Source organism: Pseudomonas benzopyrenica, from assembly GCF_036884265.1.
Taxonomy (GTDB): Bacteria; Pseudomonadota; Gammaproteobacteria; order Pseudomonadales; family Pseudomonadaceae; genus Chryseomonas; species Chryseomonas benzopyrenica.
Map to the genome: position 1 here is coordinate 4,125,768 of NZ_CP145723.1, position 20,611 is coordinate 4,146,378.

General features: G+C 63.8%; 22 protein-coding genes and 1 pseudogene. 6 read left to right on the forward strand and 17 right to left on the reverse strand.

Annotated elements, in window-relative coordinates; genetic code table 11:
* Nucleotides 1–7: 7 nt before the first annotated feature.
* Entirely contained in the window at nt 8–1,546 is a 1,539-nt protein-coding gene (gene murJ / locus V6W80_RS19590; RefSeq protein WP_017640854.1) for a murein biosynthesis integral membrane protein MurJ, read from the reverse strand.
* A gap of 243 nt (nt 1,547–1,789) precedes the next feature.
* Between murJ and rpsT the strand changes: the two genes are divergently transcribed.
* Nucleotides 1,790–2,068 carry a 30S ribosomal protein S20 gene (gene rpsT, locus V6W80_RS19595; protein ID WP_017640855.1) on the forward strand — a complete coding sequence of 93 codons (279 nt, stop codon included), beginning with the start codon at nt 1,790–1,792 and terminating at the stop codon, nt 2,066–2,068.
* A gap of 95 nt (nt 2,069–2,163) precedes the next feature.
* Here the strand turns inward: rpsT and proB are convergent, their stop codons facing one another.
* The 4 genes from proB to rplU all read right to left on the reverse strand — a co-directional run bounded on the left by proB (nt 2,164) and on the right by rplU (nt 5,233).
* On the reverse strand, nt 2,164–3,282 hold the full coding sequence (gene proB / locus V6W80_RS19600) for a glutamate 5-kinase (protein WP_338545155.1): 1,119 nt from the start codon (nt 3,280–3,282) through the stop codon (nt 2,164–2,166).
* 15 nt (nt 3,283–3,297) lie between these two features.
* Nucleotides 3,298–4,509 (reverse strand): Obg family GTPase CgtA, encoded by a 1,212-nt coding sequence (gene cgtA / locus V6W80_RS19605; protein WP_017640857.1) that lies wholly within the window; start codon nt 4,507–4,509, stop codon nt 3,298–3,300.
* A gap of 122 nt (nt 4,510–4,631) precedes the next feature.
* Nucleotides 4,632–4,892 carry a 50S ribosomal protein L27 gene (gene rpmA / locus V6W80_RS19610; RefSeq protein ID WP_007160792.1) on the reverse strand — a complete coding sequence of 87 codons (261 nt, stop codon included), beginning with the start codon at nt 4,890–4,892 and terminating at the stop codon, nt 4,632–4,634.
* A 26-nt stretch (nt 4,893–4,918) separates the two neighbouring features.
* Nucleotides 4,919–5,233 (reverse strand): 50S ribosomal protein L21, encoded by a 315-nt coding sequence (gene rplU / locus V6W80_RS19615; RefSeq protein WP_007160791.1) that lies wholly within the window; start codon nt 5,231–5,233, stop codon nt 4,919–4,921.
* Nucleotides 5,234–5,633: 400 nt separating this feature from the next.
* Here rplU and V6W80_RS19620 point away from each other — a divergent pair, with 400 nt between their 5' ends.
* A complete protein-coding gene (locus V6W80_RS19620; RefSeq protein WP_338545156.1) occupies nt 5,634–6,608 on the forward strand; it encodes a polyprenyl synthetase family protein in 975 nt (324 codons plus the stop codon).
* Between the two features lie 134 nt (nt 6,609–6,742).
* Nucleotides 6,743–6,997, forward strand: a complete 255-nt coding sequence (locus tag V6W80_RS19625; RefSeq protein ID WP_308709318.1) for a PA4570 family protein — start codon at nt 6,743–6,745, stop codon at nt 6,995–6,997.
* Between the two features lie 2 nt (nt 6,998–6,999).
* Here the strand turns inward: V6W80_RS19625 and V6W80_RS19630 are convergent, their stop codons facing one another.
* The 7 genes and pseudogenes from V6W80_RS19630 to V6W80_RS19660 all read right to left on the reverse strand — a co-directional run bounded on the left by V6W80_RS19630 (nt 7,000) and on the right by V6W80_RS19660 (nt 13,332).
* On the reverse strand, nt 7,000–7,617 hold the full coding sequence (locus tag V6W80_RS19630; RefSeq protein ID WP_338545158.1) for an FKBP-type peptidyl-prolyl cis-trans isomerase: 618 nt from the start codon (nt 7,615–7,617) through the stop codon (nt 7,000–7,002).
* 42 nt (nt 7,618–7,659) lie between these two features.
* Nucleotides 7,660–7,818: a DUF2256 domain-containing protein gene (locus tag V6W80_RS19635; protein ID WP_231355983.1), complete on the reverse strand. Its 159-nt coding sequence runs from the start codon at nt 7,816–7,818 to the stop codon at nt 7,660–7,662.
* A pseudogene (locus tag V6W80_RS19640) lies at nt 7,815–9,365 on the reverse strand (cryptochrome/photolyase family protein). Before V6W80_RS19640 ends, V6W80_RS19635 begins: the two are co-directional and overlap by 4 nt.
* A complete protein-coding gene (locus tag V6W80_RS19645; protein WP_064308082.1) occupies nt 9,362–9,667 on the reverse strand; it encodes a DUF6482 family protein in 306 nt (101 codons plus the stop codon). The pseudogene V6W80_RS19640 and the gene V6W80_RS19645 overlap by 4 nt, the downstream one beginning before the upstream one ends.
* 147 nt (nt 9,668–9,814) lie before the next feature.
* Nucleotides 9,815–10,303, reverse strand: coding sequence for a TIGR00645 family protein (locus tag V6W80_RS19650; protein WP_017640865.1), 489 nt, complete (start codon nt 10,301–10,303; stop codon nt 9,815–9,817).
* Nucleotides 10,304–10,384: 81 nt separating this feature from the next.
* Complete coding sequence (locus V6W80_RS19655; RefSeq protein WP_007160783.1) at nt 10,385–10,726, reverse strand: hypothetical protein; 342 nt, start codon at nt 10,724–10,726, stop codon at nt 10,385–10,387.
* A 161-nt stretch (nt 10,727–10,887) separates the two neighbouring features.
* Nucleotides 10,888–13,332, reverse strand: coding sequence for a Lon protease family protein (locus V6W80_RS19660; RefSeq protein WP_017640866.1), 2,445 nt, complete (start codon nt 13,330–13,332; stop codon nt 10,888–10,890).
* 230 nt (nt 13,333–13,562) lie between these two features.
* Here V6W80_RS19660 and V6W80_RS19665 point away from each other — a divergent pair, with 230 nt between their 5' ends.
* The 3 genes from V6W80_RS19665 to V6W80_RS19675 all read left to right on the forward strand — a co-directional run bounded on the left by V6W80_RS19665 (nt 13,563) and on the right by V6W80_RS19675 (nt 15,376).
* A complete protein-coding gene (locus V6W80_RS19665; protein WP_017640867.1) occupies nt 13,563–13,907 on the forward strand; it encodes a hypothetical protein in 345 nt (114 codons plus the stop codon).
* A 69-nt stretch (nt 13,908–13,976) separates the two neighbouring features.
* The gene (locus V6W80_RS19670; protein ID WP_017640868.1) at nt 13,977–14,840 is read left to right on the forward strand and encodes an EamA family transporter; all 864 of its coding nucleotides are present in this window, start codon (nt 13,977–13,979) and stop codon (nt 14,838–14,840) included.
* A gap of 41 nt (nt 14,841–14,881) precedes the next feature.
* Complete coding sequence (locus V6W80_RS19675) at nt 14,882–15,376, forward strand: gluconokinase (protein WP_064308085.1); 495 nt, start codon at nt 14,882–14,884, stop codon at nt 15,374–15,376.
* A 17-nt stretch (nt 15,377–15,393) separates the two neighbouring features.
* Here V6W80_RS19675 and V6W80_RS19680 read toward each other — a convergent pair whose 3' ends face one another.
* From V6W80_RS19680 to V6W80_RS19700, 5 genes are all read right to left on the reverse strand, one after another.
* Nucleotides 15,394–16,188, reverse strand: coding sequence for a thymidylate synthase (locus tag V6W80_RS19680; protein WP_017640870.1), 795 nt, complete (start codon nt 16,186–16,188; stop codon nt 15,394–15,396).
* A 128-nt stretch (nt 16,189–16,316) separates the two neighbouring features.
* The gene (locus V6W80_RS19685) at nt 16,317–17,213 is read right to left on the reverse strand and encodes an ABC transporter permease subunit (protein ID WP_059316118.1); all 897 of its coding nucleotides are present in this window, start codon (nt 17,211–17,213) and stop codon (nt 16,317–16,319) included.
* Nucleotides 17,214–17,295: 82 nt separating this feature from the next.
* Nucleotides 17,296–18,204 carry an ABC transporter permease subunit gene (locus V6W80_RS19690; protein ID WP_017640872.1) on the reverse strand — a complete coding sequence of 303 codons (909 nt, stop codon included), beginning with the start codon at nt 18,202–18,204 and terminating at the stop codon, nt 17,296–17,298.
* Entirely contained in the window at nt 18,201–19,355 is a 1,155-nt protein-coding gene (gene potA, locus V6W80_RS19695; protein WP_338545159.1) for a polyamine ABC transporter ATP-binding protein, read from the reverse strand. The genes V6W80_RS19690 and potA overlap by 4 nt, the downstream gene beginning before the upstream one ends.
* Nucleotides 19,356–19,409: 54 nt before the next feature.
* Entirely contained in the window at nt 19,410–20,468 is a 1,059-nt protein-coding gene (locus tag V6W80_RS19700) for a polyamine ABC transporter substrate-binding protein (RefSeq protein WP_173149200.1), read from the reverse strand.
* Between the last annotated feature and the right edge of the window lie 143 nt (nt 20,469–20,611).

Genomic DNA, 20,611 nt, shown 5'->3' on the forward strand with positions numbered 1-20,611 from the left:
TGTGCAATCACAGCACCGCCCGCCGATTGAAGTCGCGCAGGCGGAAACCGAGCAGGAACAGGCTGGCGAAATAGGCCAGTACGCCCGCCGCGACCAGGCCGCCCAGACGCAGCAGGCGCTGCCACATCAGCCCTTCGCTCCAACTGGGCAGCAGCTGCATCAGGCCGAACAGGACGGCGCTCATCACCGCCACCGCGATCAGCAGTCGCAGCAGGAAGCCCGTCCAGCCGGCCTGGGGAATGAACAGGTTATGGCGGCGCAATTGCCAGAATAAAAGGCCGGCGTTGAGACAGGCCGCCAGACCTATGGCCAAGGCCAGGCCGACGTGCTGCAGCGGCCCGATCAGGATCAGGTTGAGCACCTGGGTCACCGCCAGGGTGAAGATGGCGATCTTTACCGGCGTCTTGATGTTCTGCTGAGCATAGAAGCCCGGCGCCAGCACCTTGACCAGGATGATGCCGAGCAGTCCCACGGCATAGGCAACCAGCGCCCGCTGGGTCATCAGGGCGTCATGGGCATCGAAGCGACCGTACTGGAACAGCGAGACGGTCAGCGGCTCGGACAGCAGCGCCAGGGCCGCGGAACAGGGCAGCACCAGCAGGAAGCACAGCCGCAGGCCCCAGTCGAGCAGCCGCGAGTATTCCTGGCGATCGGCCTTGGCATAGGTCCGCGACAGCGCCGGCAACAGGATGGTCCCCAGGGCCACGCCGAGTACCCCCGAGGGCAATTCCATGAGGCGATCGGCGTAGTACATCCAGGACACCGAGCCGGCGGCCAGGAAGGAGGCGAAGATGGTGTTGATGATCAGCGAGATCTGGCTGACCGAGACCCCGAGGATCGCCGGCCCCATCTGTTTCATGACCCGCCAGACACCGGCGTCGCGCAGATTCAGCCGCGGCAGCACCAGCATGCCGATGCGCTTGAGGTGCGGCAGCTGATAGAGGAACTGCGCCAGGCCACCCACCAGGGTCGCCCAGGCCAACGCCATGATCGGCGGATCGAAATAGGGCGTCAGGAACAGCGCGAAGATGATCATGCTGATGTTGAGCAGGGTCGGCACGAAGGCCGGTACGCTGAACCTGTTCCAGGTGTTGAGCACGGCGCCGGCCAGGGACGCCAGGGAGATCAGCAGGATGTAGGGAAAGGTCACCCGCAGCAGGCTGGAGGTGAGGGCGAATTTCTCCGGGGTGTCGGCGAAACCCGGCGCGGTGATCCAGATCACCAGGGGCGCAGCCAGCATGCCCAGCACCGTGACCACGGCCAGCACCAGGGTCAGCAGGCCGCTGACGTAGGCCAGGAAGGTGCGGGTGGCCTCCTCGCCCTGCTGGGCCTTGTATTCGGCCAGGATGGGTACGAAGGCCTGGGAGAAGGCGCCCTCGGCGAAGATACGCCGCAAGAGATTGGGCAGCTTGAAGGCGACGAAAAAGGCATCGGTGGCCATGCCGGCGCCAAAGGTGCGGGCGACGATGGTGTCGCGCACGAAACCCAGCACGCGGGACAGCATGGTCATGGAGCTGACGGCGGCCAGGGACTTGAGCAGATTCATGACTGAGAGAGCACTCGGTGAACGCAGCGGGAGGTGACGAAAGATGCGCGTGAGCGCAGTCGCGCGATGGGCACAAGCGATCGAGTGTAACGACGCACTTCATCGGCGACCAGCCGGATATCCATCCAGACAGCCTTGACAGCCGCCGCCAGGGGCGTCAAGATTCGCGACCTTAATTTAGCTCTGTACTCGCTACAGAGTTCGCTCTGTACCCAATACAGTCTTTTTCGAAGGAGCTCCACGGTGGCTAACTCCCCCTCCGCCAAAAAACGCGCCAAACAGGCTGAGAAGCGTCGCAGCCACAATGCGAGCCTGCGCTCCATGGTGCGCACCTACATCAAGAACGTCGTCAAGGCGATCGACGCCAAGGACCTGGAAAAAGCCAAGTCCGCCTATATCGCTGCCGTTCCGGTCATCGACCGCATGGCCGACAAGGGCATCATCGACAAGAACAAGGCCGCTCGCCACAAGAGCCGCCTGAACGCTCACATCAAGGCCCTGGCTACCCCCGCCGCCGCCTGATCAGCGTTCGAATAAAAAACCGGCCTCGGCCGGTTTTTTATTGCCTGCGATTTGAGAACACAACGCCTCCGAAGAGGCGCCAGGATCGACGATCGTCAGACCAGGACCAGATTGTCCCGATGGATCAGCTCGGGCTCGTAGACGTAACCCAACTCGACGACGATGGCATCCGAAGGTCTTCCCAGGATGCGTCGCGCCTCGGTCGCACTGTAGTTGACCAGACCACGCGCCACTTCGCACCCATCCGGACCGACGCAGGCGACCATCTCGCCACGCCGAAAGCTGCCCTCCAACTCCCGCACACCCACCGGCAGCAGACTACGATGCCCGCCCACCAGGGCCTGCACCGCACCGGCGTCCAGGCGCAGGGTGCCACGCACCTGCAAATGCCCGGCCAGCCACTGCTTGCGCGCCGCCACCAGGCCGCGCTCGGGTGACAGCAGGGTGCCCAGCTGCTCGCCCTGCTGCAGGCGACTGAGCACCTGCTGGATACGGCCACCGACGATGACGGTATAGGCACCGGAGCGCGCCGCGAGACGAGCCGCGCGCAGCTTGGTCTGCATGCCGCCACGCCCCAGGGCGCCGCCGGTACCGCCAGCGACCAGATCCAGGGCCGGATCGTCGGCGCGCGCCTCGCTGATGAGGCTGGCGTCGGGATTGTTGCGCGGATCGGCGTCGAACATGCCATCGCGATCGGTGAGGATGACCAGCAGATCGGCCTCGACCAGGTTGGCCACCAGGGCAGCCAGGGTGTCGTTGTCGCCAAAGCGGATCTCGTCGGTCACGACGGTATCGTTCTCGTTGATCACCGGCACCACACCCAGGCTCACCAGGGTGCGCAGGGTGCTGCGGGCATTGAGATAGCGCTTGCGATCGGACAGGTCGTCATGGGTGAGCAGGATCTGCGCGGTCTGCACCTGATGCTCGGCGAAACTGGATTCCCAGGCCTGCACCAGCCCCATCTGCCCCACCGCCGCCGCGGCCTGCAACTCGTTGATGGCGGTCGGGCGCTGCGCCCAGCCGAGCCGACTCATACCAGCCGCCACCGCCCCCGAAGAGACCAGCACCAGCTCGATGCCGGCCTGGTGCAGCGCCACCATCTGCTCGACCCAGCCGGCCATGGCCCCGCCGTCCAGGCAACGACCGTCGTCGGTCAGCAGGGCACTACCGATCTTCACCACCCAGCGCTGGGCGCCAGACACCTGATCACGCATGGGCAAGCTCCTTTCTTACCGTACGTAGAAGATTTCCGGACCGTCGCCGTCGTCTTCGTCATCGAAGTCGTCATCGGCATCGTCCACCGCCTTGACCCCGGAACGACGCAGCGCACGCTGGTCATCCAGCGCCTGCAGCCGCGCACGCGCCTCGTCCTCGATGCGCTGATCGAGTTCTTCCAGCGCCTCGGCATAGGCCGGATCCTCGGCAAGGCGCAGGGTACGCTCGTCGAGGTACTGCATGATCGCCTGGCAGAGCTGCTCGGTGCCTTCCCGCTCCAGGGCGGAGATGACGAAGACCGGGCCCTGCCAGTCCAGTCGCTCGACCACCGCCTTGAGGCGTTCTTCGCGCTCGTCATCGAGCAGCTGGTCGGCCTTGTTAAGCACCAGCCAGCGATCACGCTCGCCCAGCGCCGGGCTGAACTTGGTCAGCTCGTTGATGATGGTCTCGGCAGCCTCGGCCGGATCGCTCTCGTCCAGGGGCGCCATGTCGACGAGGTGCAGCAGCAGCCGGGTGCGCGCCAGGTGCTTGAGGAAACGAATCCCCAGACCGGCGCCTTCGGAAGCGCCTTCGATCAGGCCCGGAATGTCGGCGACCACGAAGCTCTTGAAACGCCCGACGCTGACCACGCCCAGGTTCGGCACCAGGGTGGTGAAGGGATAGTCCGCCACTTTAGGCTTGGCGGCCGACACCGCACGGATGAAGGTGCTCTTGCCGGCATTGGGCAGGCCGAGCAGACCGATGTCCGCCAGCACCTTGAGCTCCAGCTTGAGATCACGCTCTTCACCGGGCTTGCCGGGGGTGGTCTGCCGCGGCGCGCGATTGGTACTGGACTTGAACCGAGTGTTGCCCAGGCCGTGCCAACCGCCCTGGACAACACGGATGCGCTGACCGGGCTGGGTCAGGTCGCCGATGATCTCCTGGGTCGCCGCATCGATCACCGTGGTGCCCACGGGAACTGGCAACACCAGGTCCTCACCCTTAGCGCCGGTGCACTCGGTGCTCCCGCCCTTCTCACCGTTCTGCGCGGTGAAACGCCGGGTGTAACGGTAATCGACCAGGGTGTTCAGGTTGATGTCGGCTTCGAGCCAGATCGACCCGCCATCGCCGCCGTCACCGCCATTGGGGCCACCCTTCTCGATGAATTTCTCCCGGCGGAAACTCATCATGCCGTTGCCGCCGTCACCCGCTTTTACGTGTATGGATACTTCATCGACGAATTTCATCTGGACCTCCCGCGCTCGCGGGCCGCTGCAAACAAGGAAATAGCTTAACTACAAGGGAAATAGCTTAACTACAAACGAAAAAGCCCCGTCGGGTAGACAGGGCTTTTCTTTCGTCACGGGCCTTAGGCGGCGGCGACGATGCTCACGTAACGACGGCCAAAGGCGCCCTTCACGTCGAACTTGATCACGCCGTCCACTTTCGCGAACAGGGTGTGATCCTTGCCGAGGCCCACGCCGTAACCGGCATGGTACTGGGTGCCGCGCTGACGCACGATGATGTTGCCGGCCTTGACGACCTGGCCGCCGTACAGCTTCACGCCAAGGCGTTTGCTTTCGGAATCGCGACCGTTACGAGTAGAACCACCCGCTTTTTTGTGTGCCATGAGTCAATTCTCCGTTAGAGGCGAGATCAGGCCTGGATGCCAGTGATCTTGATTTCAGTGAACCACTGACGGTGGCCCTGACGCTTCATGTGATGCTTACGACGACGGAATTTGATGATGGTGACCTTGTCGTGACGGCCCTGGGCGGTCACTTCGGCGGTCACTTTGGCACCATCAACGACCGGCAGACCGATCTTGACGTCGTCACCGTTGCCAACCAGCAGAACCTGGTCGAAGGTGACGGTTTCACCGGTGGCGATGTCGAGTTTCTCGACCTTCAGGTACTCGCCTTCGGCGACCTTGTATTGCTTGCCACCGGTAACGATAACTGCGTAGGACATGGTAAATCTCCGTTAAACCTGCTCACCCGGTGCTTTATAAGAGGTATCGTCGACCGGCATGGCTGCACGGGACCGGAAGGAGCGCCGCGCAATTGCGTAAGACAGGGGGTTAACCCTAGGAATGTTCAGGGCCCGCGATTCTACGCAAGCCAAGGCCCGGAGGCAAGAGCCGCCCGCCCGCGCCTTGACAGTCCCCCACCCCACCCCTAGCATGCCGCGCAACCTCGTTCAGCGGCCATGCCGGGCCGGTGCCCAGCCGAATCGGCAGGAGCGGCGAGCCGCGGGAGCGCGATGGCAATCCCTGGGCATGGCACTGGTGCCGGTCCCTAGGGCATAGTCTGGCGGTCATGCGCCATCCGGCCGCCTGAATATTGCCCGGACCTCCAGTGGACACCTCTCAATGACGCAGCAATCCCAGTCCTTCTATCGCGTGGTGACGGACGATTTCGCCGCCGTAGACGGCATCATCCGCCAGCAGCTGACCTCGCGCGTGCCGCTGGTCGAGAAGATTGGCGACTACATCGTCTCCGCCGGCGGCAAACGCCTGCGTCCGCTGCTGGTGCTGCTGACCGGCAAGGCCCTCGGGCGCGCCGACCACGATCTGCAGCTGCTGGCGGCTACCATCGAATTCCTGCACACCTCCACCCTGCTGCACGACGATGTCGTCGATGCCTCGGGGATGCGCCGCGGCCGCTCCACCGCCAACGCCCTCTGGGGCAATGCCCCCAGCGTCCTGGTCGGCGATTTCCTCTATGCCCGCTCCTTCGAGATGATGGTGGCGCTGGGCTCAATGGAGGTGATGCGCATCATCTCCCAGGCGACCCGCGTCATCGCCGAAGGCGAGGTACTGCAGCTGTCGAAGATCCGTGACGCCAGCACCACCGAAGAGATCTACATGGAGGTCATCCGCGGCAAGACCGCCATGCTCTTCGAAGCCTCCACCCACAGCGCGGCGATCCTGGCCGGCGCCAACGCCGAGCAGGCCGAAGCCCTGCGCCGCTATGGCGATCACCTGGGCGTGGCCTTCCAGTTGGTGGATGACCTGCTGGACTACCAAGGCGACGCCGTGGCCCTGGGCAAGAACGTCGGTGACGACCTCGCCGAGGGCAAGCCGACCCTGCCGCTGATCGTGACCATGCGCGAAGGCACTGCCGAACAGGCGGCGCTGGTGCGCCAAGCGATCCGCCAGGGCGGCAGCCAGGACCTGGAAAGCGTACGTGCCGCCGTCGAAGCCGCCGGCGCCCTCGACTACACGGCGCGCAAGGCGCAGGAATTCGCCGAGCGGGCCATCGCCTGCCTGGACGCCCTGCCCGCCAGCGAATATCGCGACGCCCTCGCCGACCTGGGTCGTTTCTCGGTGGCCCGGACTCACTGACGCTTGCGCCGACCGATCGAGCCCGCCGTCGTCAGACTGCGGGCTTTTTCATGTCCGACCAAAAAAGTCAGGTAATCCCTTGCTATTTATTGAATAAGAATTATTCTCATAAATAGCACAGCAGGAGCCTTGCCATGACTTATCTGATCGACGCCTGGCTGGACCGGCCTCATCCCTATCTGCGCATCCTCAATCGGGAAACCGGCCAGGTTTGCGCGGAGTTGGACGAGACGGCCCTGGAAGAACTCAAGGACCTGGGCGAGCTGGATCTGCACAGCCTCACTTCCAGCGAACCGCGGGTGGTGAAGGAGCAGATCCGCCAGGTCTTCCTGTTCAGCTACGCCCTGGCGCTGCGCCCGGAAAACGAGGCGCTACGCCTGGACTGCTAGCGTTAGAGAACGTCGAGCAACTCGACGTCGAACACCAGCACGCTGTGCGGCGGGATGCCGCCGACGCCCTGGGCGCCATAGGCCAGTTCGCTGGGCACATGCAGGCGCCACTTGCTACCGGCGGGCATCAGTTGCAGGGCTTCGGTCCAGCCGGCGATCACGCCGCCCACCGGAAACTCGGCCGGCTGGCCGCGCTGGTAGGAGCTGTCGAACACGCTGCCGTCGATGAGGGTGCCATGGTAGTGGGTGCGTACCTGGTCTTCGCGAGTTGGCGTAGCGCCCTCACCTTGGGTGAGCACTTCATATTGCAGACCGGATGGCAGCACCACGACGTCAGGGCGCTCGGCGTTGGCCTTCAGGTAGTCGACGCCTTCCTGGGCCGCTGCGGCGGCCTTGGCCTGGGCTTCTGCCTGCATGCGCTCGCGGATGACGCGGAAGCTGGCATTCAGCGACTCGACGTCCACCCGGGACTCCTGGCCGTCGAAGGCCTCGTTGAGACCGGCGAGCACGGCTGCCAGCTGCATGCCGGGGACCGGATTCTGGCGCAGCTGATCGCCCAGCTGGCGGCCAATGCCGTAGCTGACGCGAGCTTCGTCGGTATCGAGCAGGATGTCGTTCATAGCAGCCTTTCCATCGTGAAAAAAGGAGCCGAGCCTAGCACATCAGGAACCTGGCTCGCCGCCGCCCAGGTTGCCGCGCTGCCGGCGACAGCGCTCGGAGCAGTAGCGCACCTCGTCCCAGCTGCGCTCCCACTTCTTGCGCCAGGTGAAGGGCCGCTGGCAGACCGGACAGAGCTTGGTGGGCAGGTCACCCTTCTTCATAGGGATTCTCCCGCGTCGAGACGCGCCAGCAGGGCCTCGCCCCGTTGCCAGAGGGCCTGCTGCCGCTCCGGGGCCTGGCGATCGAGATTGCGATAGAGATTGAGCATGCGCGGATAATGGGCGAACCGCTCGCGATGGCGGATCAGGAAATGCCAGTAGAGGGCATTGAAGGGGCAGGCCCGCTCGCCCAGGGCCTCGCCGACCTGATAGTGGCAGCCCTTGCAGTAGTCGGACTGGCGACGGATGTACTGGCCGCTGGCGCAATAGGGCTTGCTCGCCAGATAGCCACCGTCCGCATGCATCACCATGGCCTGGGTATTGGGCAGCTCGACCCACTCGAAGGCATCCAGGTAGACCGCCAGATACCACTCGCCGATGGCCTGGGGCGCGATACCGGCCAGCAGGGCGAAGTTGCCGGTGACCATCAACCGCTGGATATGGTGGGCGTAGCCCAGCGCCAGAGTCTGGCCGATGGCCTCGCGCATGCAAGCCATGTCAGTGGCTCCGGTCCAGTAGAAGTCCGGTAGCGCCCGGGTATTGCCGAGTACGTTGAGCTCCCGATACTCGGGCATGCGCAGCCAGTAGACGCCATGGACATACTCCCGCCAGCCGATCAGCTGGCGCAGGAAGCCCTCGGCGCTGTTGAGCGGCGCCCTCCCCTCACGATAAGCGGCATCCACCTCCGCGCAGAGCTGGCGCAGGTCCAGCAGCCCGATATTGAGCGCCGCACTGATCCGGGCGTGATGCAGATAGGGCTCGCCGCGGGCCATGGCGTCCTGGTAGGTACCGAAGTCGCGCAGCCCTGCATCCAGGAAGTGCCGCCAGAGGCACTCGGCATCCGCGCGGGTCACCGGATAGTCGAAGCCGTCGAGCCGGCCATAGTGGTGAGCGAAGCGCTGCCCGACCAGCTTGAGCACTTCTTGGGTACAGGCATCGGGCGGACAGCTGAAGGGCTCGGGAACAGGATGGCCCCTGGGCAGCGCCTTGCGATTGTCCTTGTCCAGATTCCAGACGCCACCGCAAGGCTCGTCTGGTCCCTCCATCAGCCAGCCGTGGCGCCGGCGCATGCCGCGGTAGAAGGCCTCCATGCGCAATTCGGTGCGGGTTCCGGCCCAGCGGGCGAAGGCGGCGCGACTGCAGAGAAATCAGTCGTCGCCGTGCCAGCGCACAGGCACCGCCAGATCGAGCCCGTGCAGCGCCTGCTCCAGTCGCCATTCGCCGGTCTCGGTCAGATGGACCTCGTGCGCGCCCGACGCCCTGACCCAGCAGGCGATCTCGGCCGGCAGCGAGCCCTGGTTGTCCGGGTCGTCCAGGGTACGGTAGTGGACCTGGAAGCCACGCGCGCGCATCTCGATGGCGAAATGGCGCATGGCACTGAAGATCAGGGCGATCTTGCGCGGATGGTGAGGCACATAGCTGGCCTCGCTCATGACCTCGGCGAGCAGCAAGACGTCCTGCGCGGGATCGGCGTCGCGCAGGGACGCCAGCTGGGGCGACAGCTGATCGCCGAAGACCGGTAGCAGGCGCCGGACGGCGCCCTCGCTCAAGAGGCGTTCCGGTAGTTCAGCGGGATCTTCAGCGGCTCGGCCGAGCGTGGCGCCATGCCGACCATCTCGTCGTAGGCGCTGTGCTGGATGAGAAAGCACGGCAGTGCCGGCAGATCGGCCAGCAGGCGGCGTGCCTGGGCGGCCGAGCCCAGGCGGTAGAAGTGCCCGTCCCGTCCGGTCAGCCGCGTGCGACCGTCCTGGGTGAGCACCTCGAGCACATAGAAGCCACCCTCGATGGACAGCAGGTTGAGTTCACGGACCTCGCCGGCCTGGGCGCGCTGGGTCAATTCCGGCAATTGCATGGGAACCTCCGGGTCGAGATCGACATCCGGGATGACGTCGATTGGCAGCTGTGAGCGTTCGACAACCTAGGACAGGCAAGCGCAACGGCGCAATCCACAAAGCGTAAGCGAAAGCTGCCGACGGCGGACGAGTGGCCGCCCTGCCGGTCAGTGCTTGGTCAGCCGATCCAGGTAACCCATGGCGAAGGCCGAGACCACGAACACTAGGTGAATGATCACGTACCACTTGAGGTATTCGGGATTGGTGTTCTGGGCATCCATGAAGATGCGCAGCAGGTGGATCGAGGAGATGGCGACGATGGAGGCGGCCACCTTGTTCTTGAGCGACCCCGAATCCATCTTGCCCAGCCAGCTGAGCTTTTCCGACCCTTCGTCGATGTCCAGCTGGGACACGAAGTTCTCATAGCCGGAGATCATCACCATGACCAGCAGACCACCCACCAGCGCCATGTCGATGAGCGACAGCACCAGCAGGATCAGCTCGGCTTCGGTGGATTCGAAGATATGCGGCAGGACGTGGAAGACTTCCTGAAAGAACTTGAGCGCCAGCAGAACCAGCGCCAACGACAATCCCAGATAGATGGGCGCCAGCAGCCAGCGGGAGGCGTAAAGGGCTTTTTCGATCAGACGTTCCATGCAGACTCGCTCGGTTTACCAGGGCCGGGCGAGTATACCGGGGCGTTGCGGACGGACCAATGCGGCAGGTTGTACCGTTGCTCAGGCGTCGGGACCGACCTGGAAGCGAACCTGCTGATGGGCGCGTTCGCCATTCATCTTGCGCAGCTCACTCTGCATGTGCAGGCGCCAGATCTGGGTCTCTTCAACCTGGATGTAGCCCTGTTCGACCAGGTTCTCGGCGATGGCGGTCATGACGCCTTCGGCCGCCTTGGGCCCGTGGAAAGGCCCCTGGGCCTTGATGGCGGTGGGCTGCTGGCCATTGAGGCCGGCAGCGCACAGCAGGGTCCAGAGGCCCTGTTCCTGACCGAGCGGTTTGATTTCGCATTCGATACGGGTGACGAGGCCCAGGCAGGGACGGATCAGGGTAATGGTGCGGGACATGGCGTCATCCTCTCGAAGCGCTCAATGCTCGCCGGTCCTAGGCCAGAGGTATCCACAAAGGCTGTGGACAACCCTGTTGGTCAACAGGGGGCAAGCGGGTCTGGGCGCCGTGCTACTTGGGCTGCGACGCCTTGTACAAAATCCGACCTGCCCCCTGGACCTCAGTTCTCCTCCGCTTCGTTGTTTTTCCCTTTTGCCTTGGAGTTATCACTGAGTTTGTCGGCCAGTTCATCTTCCAGCTCGAGCTCGGCGATTTCCTTGAGACGCTGTACCACGCGCGCATTGACGCTGCCGTCGGGGAAGCGGCCCTTGGCATCAGGCGCCCCGGCCGGCTCGCCCACCAGCAGCGACAGGGCCTCGTCCGCCTGACGTACGGCATAGACATGGAACAGCCCTTCACGGACCGCTTCCAACACGGTTTCGTCGAGCATCAGGTTGGTGACATTGGCGCGCGGGATGATCACGCCCTGCTCGCCGGTCAGGCCGCGGGCTTGGCAGAGGCGGAAGAAGCCTTCGATCTTCTCGTTCACGCCGCCGACCGGCTGGACCTCGCCGAACTGGTTGATGGAGCCGGTGATGGCGAAGCACTGCTTGAGCGGCGTGCGCGACAGCGCGGAGATCAGGGTACAGGCCTCGCCCAGGGAGGCACTGTCGCCATCGACGTAGCCATAGGACTGTTCCAGGGCGATGCTGGCCGAGATCGACAGAGGGAATTCCTGGGCATAGCGACTCCCCAGGTAGCCGGTCAGGATCATCACCCCCTTGGAGTGGATGGGCTGGCCCAGGCTGACCTCGCGCTCGATGTCGAGGATGCCGCTGGCGCCCGGATAGACGGTGGCCGAGATGCGCGCCGGCATGCCAAAGGCGGAATCGGCCACTTCCAGCACCGTCAGGCCGTTGCACTTGCCCACTGCGGCGCCCTGGGTGTCGATGAGGATGAGCCCGGTGAGCATGTCGTCCAGCACCCGGGCACAGACGCGTCCGGTGCGGGTTTCCTTGGCCTTGAGCGCGCGCTCGACATGGCCCTTGTCGGTGCGCTCGTCCCCGGCCAGATGGCGGATGAAATCGGCTTCGCTGACCAGTTGGAACAGATCGCCGATACGCGCTGACAGCCGCCCCTGGTGCTCGGCCAACCGGGCACTGTAGGTGGCCAGACGGGCCACGGCCGCCGAGGTCAGGGGCGCCATGCCCTCTTCCGAGGTGCGCGTCTTGAGCAACTGGGCGAACTGCTCCAGGCTCTCATCGCGCAGCGGCAGTTCTTCGTCGAAGTCCACCAGCACCCGGAACATCTCCTGGAAGTCCGAATCCAGCTCCTGCAGGGTGTAGTAGATGTTGCGCGAGCCGATGATGATGACCTTGAGCTGCAGCGGGATCTGCTGGGGCGCCAGGCTCATGGCGGTGAGGCGCCCCAGCTCGGCCAGTGGCGATTCCATCTTCAGCTGGCGCGAATGCAGGGCACGCTTGAGCGCGTCCCAGACGAAAGGCTCGGTCAACAGCTTGTCGGCTTCGACGATGAGGAAGCCGCCATTGGCACGATGCAAGGCGCCCGGGCGCAGCTGGCGATAGTTGGTGTAGAGCGCACCCTGATCGGATTGGTACTCGATGCGACCGAAGAGATTGTCGTAGGTCGGGTGGGACTCGAACACCACGGGCGCACCGCCGGTGACGTGGTGGCCGATGATCAGATTGGGCTCGTACTGCTCGCGCAATTCCTTGCGCCGCTGCATGTCGGGCTTGGCGTCGTCGGCCAGTTGCTCGACCACCGTCTTGAGCAGATCCACCTGCATGGCCTGCAGATAGGCGCAGACCCCGGGGTTGTCGTTGTACTTCTCCGACAAGGGCGCCAGCAGCGGCTGCAGGGCCTGGATGATGGTGTCCTCGTTCAGCGCCCGCAGCTGGTTGCTCGACTCGCGCCGCCATTGCGGCAGGCTGGACAGTTCTTCGTTGAGGCGTTCTTCGAGGCTGGAGATATCGGCGTGGAAACGCTCGCGCTCGGCTTCGGGCAACTGGGCGAAGTCGGCCTCATCCAGCGCCTTGCCGTCCTTCATGGGGGTGAAGGCGACATTATTGGCGTCGCGGTAGAGGGCGATCTCCTTTTCCAGGGCGAGCTTTTCCACCACGTCCAGGGCCTGGTCGTAGCGCTGGTTGAAGGCACGCTCGATCGCGTTCTTCTTCTGCTGGAACGCCGGGTGTTCGAACACCGCCGGAAAGGTGGCCAGCAGGTTGTCGATGAAATGGGCCATGTCGGCCACGAAGGCCTCGCCCTCGCCGGGCGGCAACTCCAGGGCACCCGGTGCGCGCGGCTCTTCGAAATGATTCAGGTACACCCAGTCGTTGGGCGTCGGCTGCCGCTTGGCCTCGGCCTTGAGATAGCGTTGCACGAAGGAGAAGCGACCGGTGCCCGGCTCGCCCATGACAAAGACGTTGTAGCCGGGCCGCGGCATGGCCACCCCGAACTGCAGGGCTTCGACCGCGCGCTCCTGGCCTAGGATGCCGCGGAAGGGTTCGAGCTGATCGGTATCGGCAAAGGAGAATTGTTCGGGAGCGAAAGGGCGGGTCAGCTCATCGGGAGCGAGCCGGAGACCGGCCGCGACGGGATCGTGCATCGTAAGTCCTTGTCAGGCATGCAAGCAGTGTCCGCATTCTGCGACCGGGATGACAGCGGAGGCAAGGCAAGCCGCGCTCCCCTGCGTATTTAAACGCAGCGGTTCGAAGGGACTGACATGACGTCTGTCGGTATTTTCCGACCCCAGCGTTTTTTGACGAAATTCTCACCAGACGCCTACTAAGCTCTCTCTATAGGGGGATCAGTCGTAGGATCCCGTGAGGAGGCCCCATGGCTGGCTCTCGTCGTTTCATTCCACTGTTCTTCCTGCTGTCCGCGCTCGCGGCCTGCACCAGTTATCACGACCAACTGATTGCCAAAGGCTATCCGCCGGCCTATGCCGACGGCTTCAGCGACGGCTGCCAGACCGGCAAGCAGGCAGTCAATGGCATTGGGTACGAACACAAGGATGCGCGCCGCTTCGTCGCGGAGAAGCCCTATCAGCAGGGCTGGGACGCGGGCTACGCGCAATGCGTGCAGGTGGCCCAGCGCGAAGAGCAGCAGCGCTTCATCGAGCAGGTCCGGGAAAACCGCGAAGGCGCGGAGCAACTGCATCTGCGCTCCAAAACACGTTGAGGTCGCAGCCATCCTTGCAGCACAGATAGGATGACCTATGCTGGCGGGCCCGCTTGTTGAGCTCAGCCAATGTCCGCCCGTTCGCCACTGTTCGCCGTCGCCCTGCTGCTGGTCGCCATGACCTCGATCCAGACCAGCGCGAGTCTGGCCAAGACGCTGTTCCTGCGCCTCGACCCGGTGGGTGTCACAACCCTGCGCCTGATCTTCGCCGCCCTGGTCCTGCTGATCGTGCTGCGTCCCTGGCGCAACTTCCGCCGCGAGGCGCTGGGCAGTCTACTGGGCTATGGCGTCGCCATGGGCGTGATGAACCTGACCATCTACATGGCCATGCAGCGCCTGCCGATCGGCATCGCCGTTGGCCTGGAATTCGTCGGCCCCCTGGTGGTGGCGCTGTGTGCGCTGCGCCGCTGGCTGGACCTGCTGTGGATCGTGCTGGTGGTCGCTGGCCTGGCCGTGCTCCTGCCCTTCGGTCACAACGCCTCGGCGCTGGATCCCCTCGGTACCAGCCTGGCACTGGGTGCCGGCGCCTGCTGGGCATTGTACATCGTGCTGGGCAAGCGCGCGGGCGCGGTCCATGGCACCGGCACGGTGGCCTTTGGCGCCTCCATCGCCGCCCTGGTGATCCTGCCCATCGGCATCGTTCATAGCGGCAGCAATCTCTTGCAACCGGAAATCTGGCCACTGGCACTGGCCTTGGCTCTGATGTCCACGGCCATTCCCTATGCCCTGGAAATGGTCGTGCTTACCCGCCTGCCGGCCTCGACCTTTGGCACCCTGATGAGTCTGGAACCCGCGCTGGGCGCCCTTTCCGGCTGGGTGTTCCTCGGCGAGATCCTGGGTGTCGCCCAATGGTTCGCTCTCGCCTGCATCATCGCCGCCTCGATTGGCGCCACCTGGAGCAGCCGTCTGACCCCGGAGCAAACGCCGCTCTAGGGACTCTATAACGAGGCGAACCCTCACGCGGAGTGCCGACGATGATCTATCTGATAATGGGCGTTTCGGGTAGTGGCAAGACTACCCTGGGCGAACTCCTGGCCAGCCAGCTGGGCTGCCGTTTCGACGATGCCGACACCTTTCACAGCCAGGCCAACAAGGACAAGATGGCCAAGGGTATCGCCCTCACCGACGAGGATCGCTGGCCTTGGCTGGATGCTATCCACGATGCCATGCAGCAGGCGCGGGCCGAGGGCACCACCCGGGTGTTCGCCTGCTCGGCGCTGAAGAAGGTCTATCGAGATCGCCTGCTGAACGGCCTCGAAGGTGTGCGTCTGCTGTTTCTCAAGGGCTCCCCGGAGCTGCTCGCCGAGCGTATCGGCAGCCGCCGTGGGCACTTCTTCGATCCCAAGCTGTTGCAGAGCCAACTCGACACCCTGGAAGCGCCCGACCACCTGGAGGCCCAGGTGTTGGACGTACGCCAGTCGCCGGAGCAACTGGTGGACGAGGTGCTGGAGCACGACCGCAGCGCCTGAGGGCTGCGATCACGGCGTCAGACCGCGACCGGTGCCTTGATGTGCGGATGGGCCTGGTAGCCCTCCAGCTCGAAATCCTCGAAGCGGAAGGCGAACAGGTCCTGTACCGCTGGATTGAGCTTCATGGTCGGCAGCGGCAGCGGTTCGCGGGTCAGCTGCAGATCGGTCTGCTCCAGGTGATTGGCATAGAGGTGGCAATCACCGCCAGTCCAGATGAATTCGCCCGGTTGCAGCCCGGTGACCTGGGCCACCATCAGGGTCAGCAGCGCATAGCTAGCGATATTGAAAGGTACGCCGAGGAAGATGTCGGCGGACCGCTGATAGAGCTGGCAACTCAGGCGGCCATCGGCGACATAGAACTGGAACAGCGCATGGCACGGCGGCAAGGCCATCTCGTCCACCAGCGCCGGATTCCAGGCTGAGACGATCAGGCGGCGTGAATCGGGCTTGGCGCGGATCATGTCCACCACCCCGGCGATCTGGTCGATATGGCGACCATCCGGTGCCGGCCAGCTACGCCACTGGTAGCCGTAGACCGGGCCCAGTTCGCCGTTCTCGTCGGCCCACTCGTCCCAGATGGAGACGCCGTTGTCCTTGAGATAGCGGATGTTGGTCTCGCCCTGCAGGAACCACAGCAGCTCGTGGATGATGGATCGCAGATGGCATTTCTTGGTGGTGACCAGGGGAAAGCCCTCGGCCAGATCGAATCTCATCTGGTAGCCGAAGACGCTGTAGGTCCCGGTGCCGGTGCGGTCGCTCTTGAAGGTGCCGTGTTCGCGCACGTGGCGCATCAGGTCGAGGTACTGTTTCATGGCGGGAGCGCTACCTGGCAAAAGCCAAATGGTATCAAATCGTGCCCTGCGGGAGCGGTCGCGCTTGTCGCAGCCAGCAGCGGGGCACAAAAAAAACGGCCCGAAGGCCGCTTCTCGTCGCTTAGCTCTTAGCTGTTGGCCGGCGGCGCCGTGAGGGTCGCCGTCTCGCGCTCGCGCTGGGTGATCTCCGAGGCCGTGGCGTCCATGGCCTCCTGCAGCCCCTGCAGGCGCTTCTTCTCGGCACGCCGGGTGAAGTACCAGGCGAAGAAGGTGAACAGCGAGACCGCCAGCAGGATCAGGCTGGCGATGGCGTTGATCTCCGGCTTCACGCCCAGGCGCACCGCGGAGAACACCTCCATGGGCAGGGTGGTGGAGCCGGGACCGGACACGAAGCTCGCCAGCACCAGGTCGTCCAACGACAGGGCGAAGGACATCATGCCACCCGCCGCCAGCGACGGCGCGATCATGGGGATGGTGATCAGCAGGAACACCTTCCAGGGGCGGGCGCCCAGGTCCATGGCCGCCTCTTCGATGGACAGGTCCAGCTCGCGCAGGCGCGAAGAGACCACCACCGCCACATAGGAGGCGCAGAAGCTGGTGTGGGCGATCCAGATGGTGGTCACGCCGCGGTCCTGCGGCCAGCCGATCAGCTGCGCCATGGAGACGAACAGCAGTAGCAGCGACAGACCGGTGATCACCTCGGGCATCACCAGCGGCGCCGTGACCATGCCGCCGAACACGGTGCGGCCGCGGAAGCGCGGGATCCGGGTCAGCACGAAGGCTGCCAGGGTCCCGAGGATCACCGAGGAAATGGCCGTGTAGAAGGCGATTTCCAGCGAGCGGAACACCGCACTCATCAGCTGGGTGTTGTCCAGCAGGCCGACATACCACTTCACCGACCAGCCACCCCAGACGGTCACCAGGCGCGACTCGTTGAAGGAGTAGATGACCAGGATGACCATCGGCAGATAGATGAACAGCAGTCCGAGCACCAGCATCAGGTTGGTGAACTTGAGGCCTCTCATAGCTTGCCCTCCAGTTCCTTGGCTCGGCTCCAGATTGGAGAGCCGGTTGAACAGCACGATGGGCACAGAATGGCTGTCTGGCTCACAGCTTGCCCTCCAGTTCCTTGGCTTGGTTGCGATTGAACAGCACGATGGGCACGATCAGGATCAGCAGCATCACCACGGCCAGCGCCGAGGCCACCGGCCAGTCACGGTTGTTGAAGAACTCCTGCCAGAGCACGCGGCCGATCATCAGGGTCTCCGGGCCACCCAGCAGTTCGGGAATGACGAACTCCCCCACCGCCGGAATGAACACCAGCATGCAGCCGGCGATGATGCCGTTCTTGGACAGCGGCACGGTGATCTTCCAGAAGCTGGTGAAACGACTGGCACCCAGGTCGCCGGCGGCTTCCAGCAGGGTCAGGTCGTGCTTCACCAGGTTGGCGAACAACGGCAGGATCATGAATGGCAGGTAGGAATAGACGATCCCCAGGTACACCGCGAAGTTGGTGTTGAGCATCTGCAGCGGACTGCTGATGATCCCCAGATTCATCAGGAAGCTGTTGATCAGGCCATTGGTGGAGAGCAGCCCCATCCAGGCATAGACGCGGATCAGGATAGCGGTCCAGGTCGGCATCATGATCAGCAGCAGCAACACCGTCTGCTTCTCGCGACTGGCGCGGGCGATGGCATAGGCCATGGGATAGCCGATCAGCAGGCAGATCAGGGTACTGATGCCGGCCATCTTCAGCGAGCCGAGATAGGCATCCAGATACAGCGGATCGCCGGCGAACATCAGGTAGTTGCCGAAGTTGAGCGCGATATCCAGTTGCTGATCGGCGTAGCTGAACAGCTCGGTATAGGGCGGGATGGCCACGTCCGCCACCGAGAAGCTGATCTTGAGCACGATCAGGAACGGCAGCAGGAAGAACAGGAACAGCCAGACGAAGGGCACGCCAATGGTCAGGCGGCGGCCATCGAGCAGGCGCTTGAGCAAGGGAGGTCTGGTCATGCTTGCAGTACCACGCCGCTGTCGTCTTCCCAGTACACCACCACGACGTCGTCCCAGGTGGGTCGTTTGCCGAGACGCTCGGCGTTGGCGATGAAGCACTGGACGATGGGCCCGGTCCCCAGCTTGACGTGATAGACCGAGTGCCCACCCAGGTAGGCGATGTCATGCACGGTGCCGCTGCACCAGTTGTAGTCGGGATGCTCGTGATCCGCTGGCAGGCTGGTGCCCATCAGCAGCTTCTCGGGCCGCAGGGCGAAGGTGACCTGCTTTTCCTGGGCACGGGTGCTGATGCCGTGACCGATGTAGATCGGCCGCTCCAGTTGCGGACTGTGGATGATGGCGTGGTCGGCGCCATCGTCGGTCAGCTCGCCGTCGAAGATGTTGACGCTGCCGATGAACTCGCAGACCAGCCGGCTCGCCGGGGTCTCGTAGATGTCCATGGGGCTGCCCACCTGGGCGATCCAGCCCAGGTGCATGATGGCGATGCGCTCGGCCATGGTCATGGCCTCTTCCTGGTCGTGGGTCACCATCACGCAGGTCACGCCCACGCGCTCGATGATTTCCACCAGCTCCAGCTGCATCTGCGAGCGCAGCTTCTTGTCCAGGGCGCCCATGGGCTCGTCGAGCAACAGGAGCTTGGGTCGTTTGGCCAGGGAACGCGCCAGGGCCACCCGCTGGCGCTGGCCACCGGAGAGCTGGTGCGGCTTGCGCTTGGCGTACTGGGTCATGTGCACCAGCTTGAGCATTTCGGCCACGCGGGCGTCGATCTCGGCCTTGGGCAGCTTGTCCTGCTTGAGGCCGAAGGCGATGTTCTGCTCCACGCTCATGTGCGGGAACAGCGCATAGGACTGGAACATCATGTTGATCGGCCGCTCGTAGGGCGGCATGTCGGTGATGTCCTCGCCATCGAGGAAGATGCGTCCTTCGCTGGGCCGCTCGAAACCGGCCAGCATGCGCAACAGGGTCGACTTGCCCGAACCCGAGCCGCCGAGCAGGGCGAAGATCTCACCCTTGTTGATGGTCAGGGAGACGTCGTCGACAGCGACGGTTTCGTCAAATTTCTTGGTGACCCGGTCGATCTTGACCAGGACTTCCTTGGCTTTCTTGTCGCCGGTGGCGGCTTTCTTGAAGGCACTGGTGGCGGTCGCCATGTACATCTCCCCAGGAAAATCGGGGACCGGCCGGACCGGTCCGCTTAGCGTTGGTTATTTGCCGGACTTGACCCGCGTCCAGCTACGGGTTTCCAGGCGCAGGAGTTGCGGGGGCAGCTCCTTCATGACGTACAGCTTGTCCATCACCGCCTGAGGCGGGTAGACGGTTTCGTCCTGCCGCAGCTCGGCATTCATCAGCTCGCCCGCCTTGGGATTGGGGTTGGCGTAGCCGACATAGTCACTGACCTTGGCGATGACCTCGGGCTGCAGCAGATAGTTGATGAAGGCATGGGCCTCCTTCACGTTCTTGGCATCCTTGGGGATGGCCAAGAGGTCGAACCAGAGGTTCGCGCCCTCCTTGGGAATCGCGTAGCCGATGTTGACGCCCTTCTTCGCTTCCTCGGCACGCGAACGTGCCTGAAAGACATCGCCGGAATAGCCGAAGGCCACGCAGATGTTGCCGTTGGCCAGGTCCGAGATGTACTTGGAGGAATGGAAATAGGTGATGTAGGGCCGCACCTTGAGCAGCTGTGCCTCGGCCTTCTTGTAGTCGTCAGGATTGGTGCTGTTGGGATCGAGTCCCAGGTATTGCAGTACCGCCGGATAGACCTCATCGGGCGAATCCATGAAGGAGACGCCGCACTTGCTCAGCTTCTTGAGGTTCTCGGGTTCGAACAGGATGGCCCAGGAATCGAGCTTGTCGGTACCCAGCGCGGCCTTGACCTTGTCGACATTGTACCCGATGCCGTTGGTGCCCCACAGGTAGGGCACGCCGTATTGATTGCCCGGATCACTCTTTTCCAGTTGCTTGAGCAAGGCCGGGTCGAGATTCTGCCAGTTCGGCAGCTGACTCTTGTCCAGTTTCTGGAAGGCGCCCGCCTTGATCTGCTTGGCCAGGAAGTTGCTCGAAGGCACCACCACGTCGTAGCCGGTGTGGCCAGCCAACAGCTTGCCTTCGAGGGTTTCGTTGGAATCGAAGACGTCATAGACCGGGGTGATGCCGGTGGCCTTCTGGAAGTCTTCCAGCGTGGTCTCGCCGACGTAATCGCTCCAGTTGTAGACACGTACCGTCGGGTCGGCGACAGCGGTTCCCATGACGGTCAGGGTCGTCATGGCCAGCAGGGTTTTACGCAACGAAAGCACGGGCGGCTCCTTTCATGATGGGCATCGACGGCGACACCCTTTCAGCGGTCCATACAGACGTACGGCACGCCGGAGCGACTCCGGCGTGCCGTCCTTTCAGCCGCACGCGGCGG

Excerpts from the sequence above, each read along its gene's own strand:
- rplU (WP_007160791.1), bottom strand. The coding sequence starts at position 5,233 with ATGTCCTACGCAGTTATCGTTACCGGTGGCAAGCAATACAAGGTCGCC.
- V6W80_RS19635 (WP_231355983.1), bottom strand. The coding sequence starts at position 7,818 with ATGAAGAAGGGTGACCTGCCCACCAAGCTCTGTCCGGTCTGCCAGCGG.
- V6W80_RS19665 (WP_017640867.1), top strand. The coding sequence starts at position 13,563 with ATGGCTGGCTCTCGTCGTTTCATTCCACTGTTCTTCCTGCTGTCCGCG.
- V6W80_RS19675 (WP_064308085.1), top strand. The coding sequence starts at position 14,882 with ATGATCTATCTGATAATGGGCGTTTCGGGTAGTGGCAAGACTACCCTG.
- V6W80_RS19620 (WP_338545156.1), top strand. The coding sequence starts at position 5,634 with ATGACGCAGCAATCCCAGTCCTTCTATCGCGTGGTGACGGACGATTTC.
- V6W80_RS19655 (WP_007160783.1), bottom strand. The coding sequence starts at position 10,726 with ATGTCCCGCACCATTACCCTGATCCGTCCCTGCCTGGGCCTCGTCACC.
- V6W80_RS19645 (WP_064308082.1), bottom strand. The coding sequence starts at position 9,667 with ATGCAATTGCCGGAATTGACCCAGCGCGCCCAGGCCGGCGAGGTCCGT.
- V6W80_RS19630 (WP_338545158.1), bottom strand. The coding sequence starts at position 7,617 with ATGAACGACATCCTGCTCGATACCGACGAAGCTCGCGTCAGCTACGGC.
- V6W80_RS19625 (WP_308709318.1), top strand. The coding sequence starts at position 6,743 with ATGACTTATCTGATCGACGCCTGGCTGGACCGGCCTCATCCCTATCTG.
- murJ (WP_017640854.1), bottom strand. The coding sequence starts at position 1,546 with ATGAATCTGCTCAAGTCCCTGGCCGCCGTCAGCTCCATGACCATGCTG.
- V6W80_RS19700 (WP_173149200.1), bottom strand. The coding sequence starts at position 20,468 with ATGACGACCCTGACCGTCATGGGAACCGCTGTCGCCGACCCGACGGTA.
- V6W80_RS19690 (WP_017640872.1), bottom strand. The coding sequence starts at position 18,204 with ATGACCAGACCTCCCTTGCTCAAGCGCCTGCTCGATGGCCGCCGCCTG.
- V6W80_RS19650 (WP_017640865.1), bottom strand. The coding sequence starts at position 10,303 with ATGGAACGTCTGATCGAAAAAGCCCTTTACGCCTCCCGCTGGCTGCTG.
- cgtA (WP_017640857.1), bottom strand. The coding sequence starts at position 4,509 with ATGAAATTCGTCGATGAAGTATCCATACACGTAAAAGCGGGTGACGGC.
- V6W80_RS19660 (WP_017640866.1), bottom strand. The coding sequence starts at position 13,332 with ATGCACGATCCCGTCGCGGCCGGTCTCCGGCTCGCTCCCGATGAGCTG.
- rpmA (WP_007160792.1), bottom strand. The coding sequence starts at position 4,892 with ATGGCACACAAAAAAGCGGGTGGTTCTACTCGTAACGGTCGCGATTCC.
- V6W80_RS19685 (WP_059316118.1), bottom strand. The coding sequence starts at position 17,213 with ATGAGAGGCCTCAAGTTCACCAACCTGATGCTGGTGCTCGGACTGCTG.
- V6W80_RS19680 (WP_017640870.1), bottom strand. The coding sequence starts at position 16,188 with ATGAAACAGTACCTCGACCTGATGCGCCACGTGCGCGAACACGGCACC.
- potA (WP_338545159.1), bottom strand. The coding sequence starts at position 19,355 with ATGGCGACCGCCACCAGTGCCTTCAAGAAAGCCGCCACCGGCGACAAG.
- V6W80_RS19670 (WP_017640868.1), top strand. The coding sequence starts at position 13,977 with ATGTCCGCCCGTTCGCCACTGTTCGCCGTCGCCCTGCTGCTGGTCGCC.
- proB (WP_338545155.1), bottom strand. The coding sequence starts at position 3,282 with ATGCGTGATCAGGTGTCTGGCGCCCAGCGCTGGGTGGTGAAGATCGGT.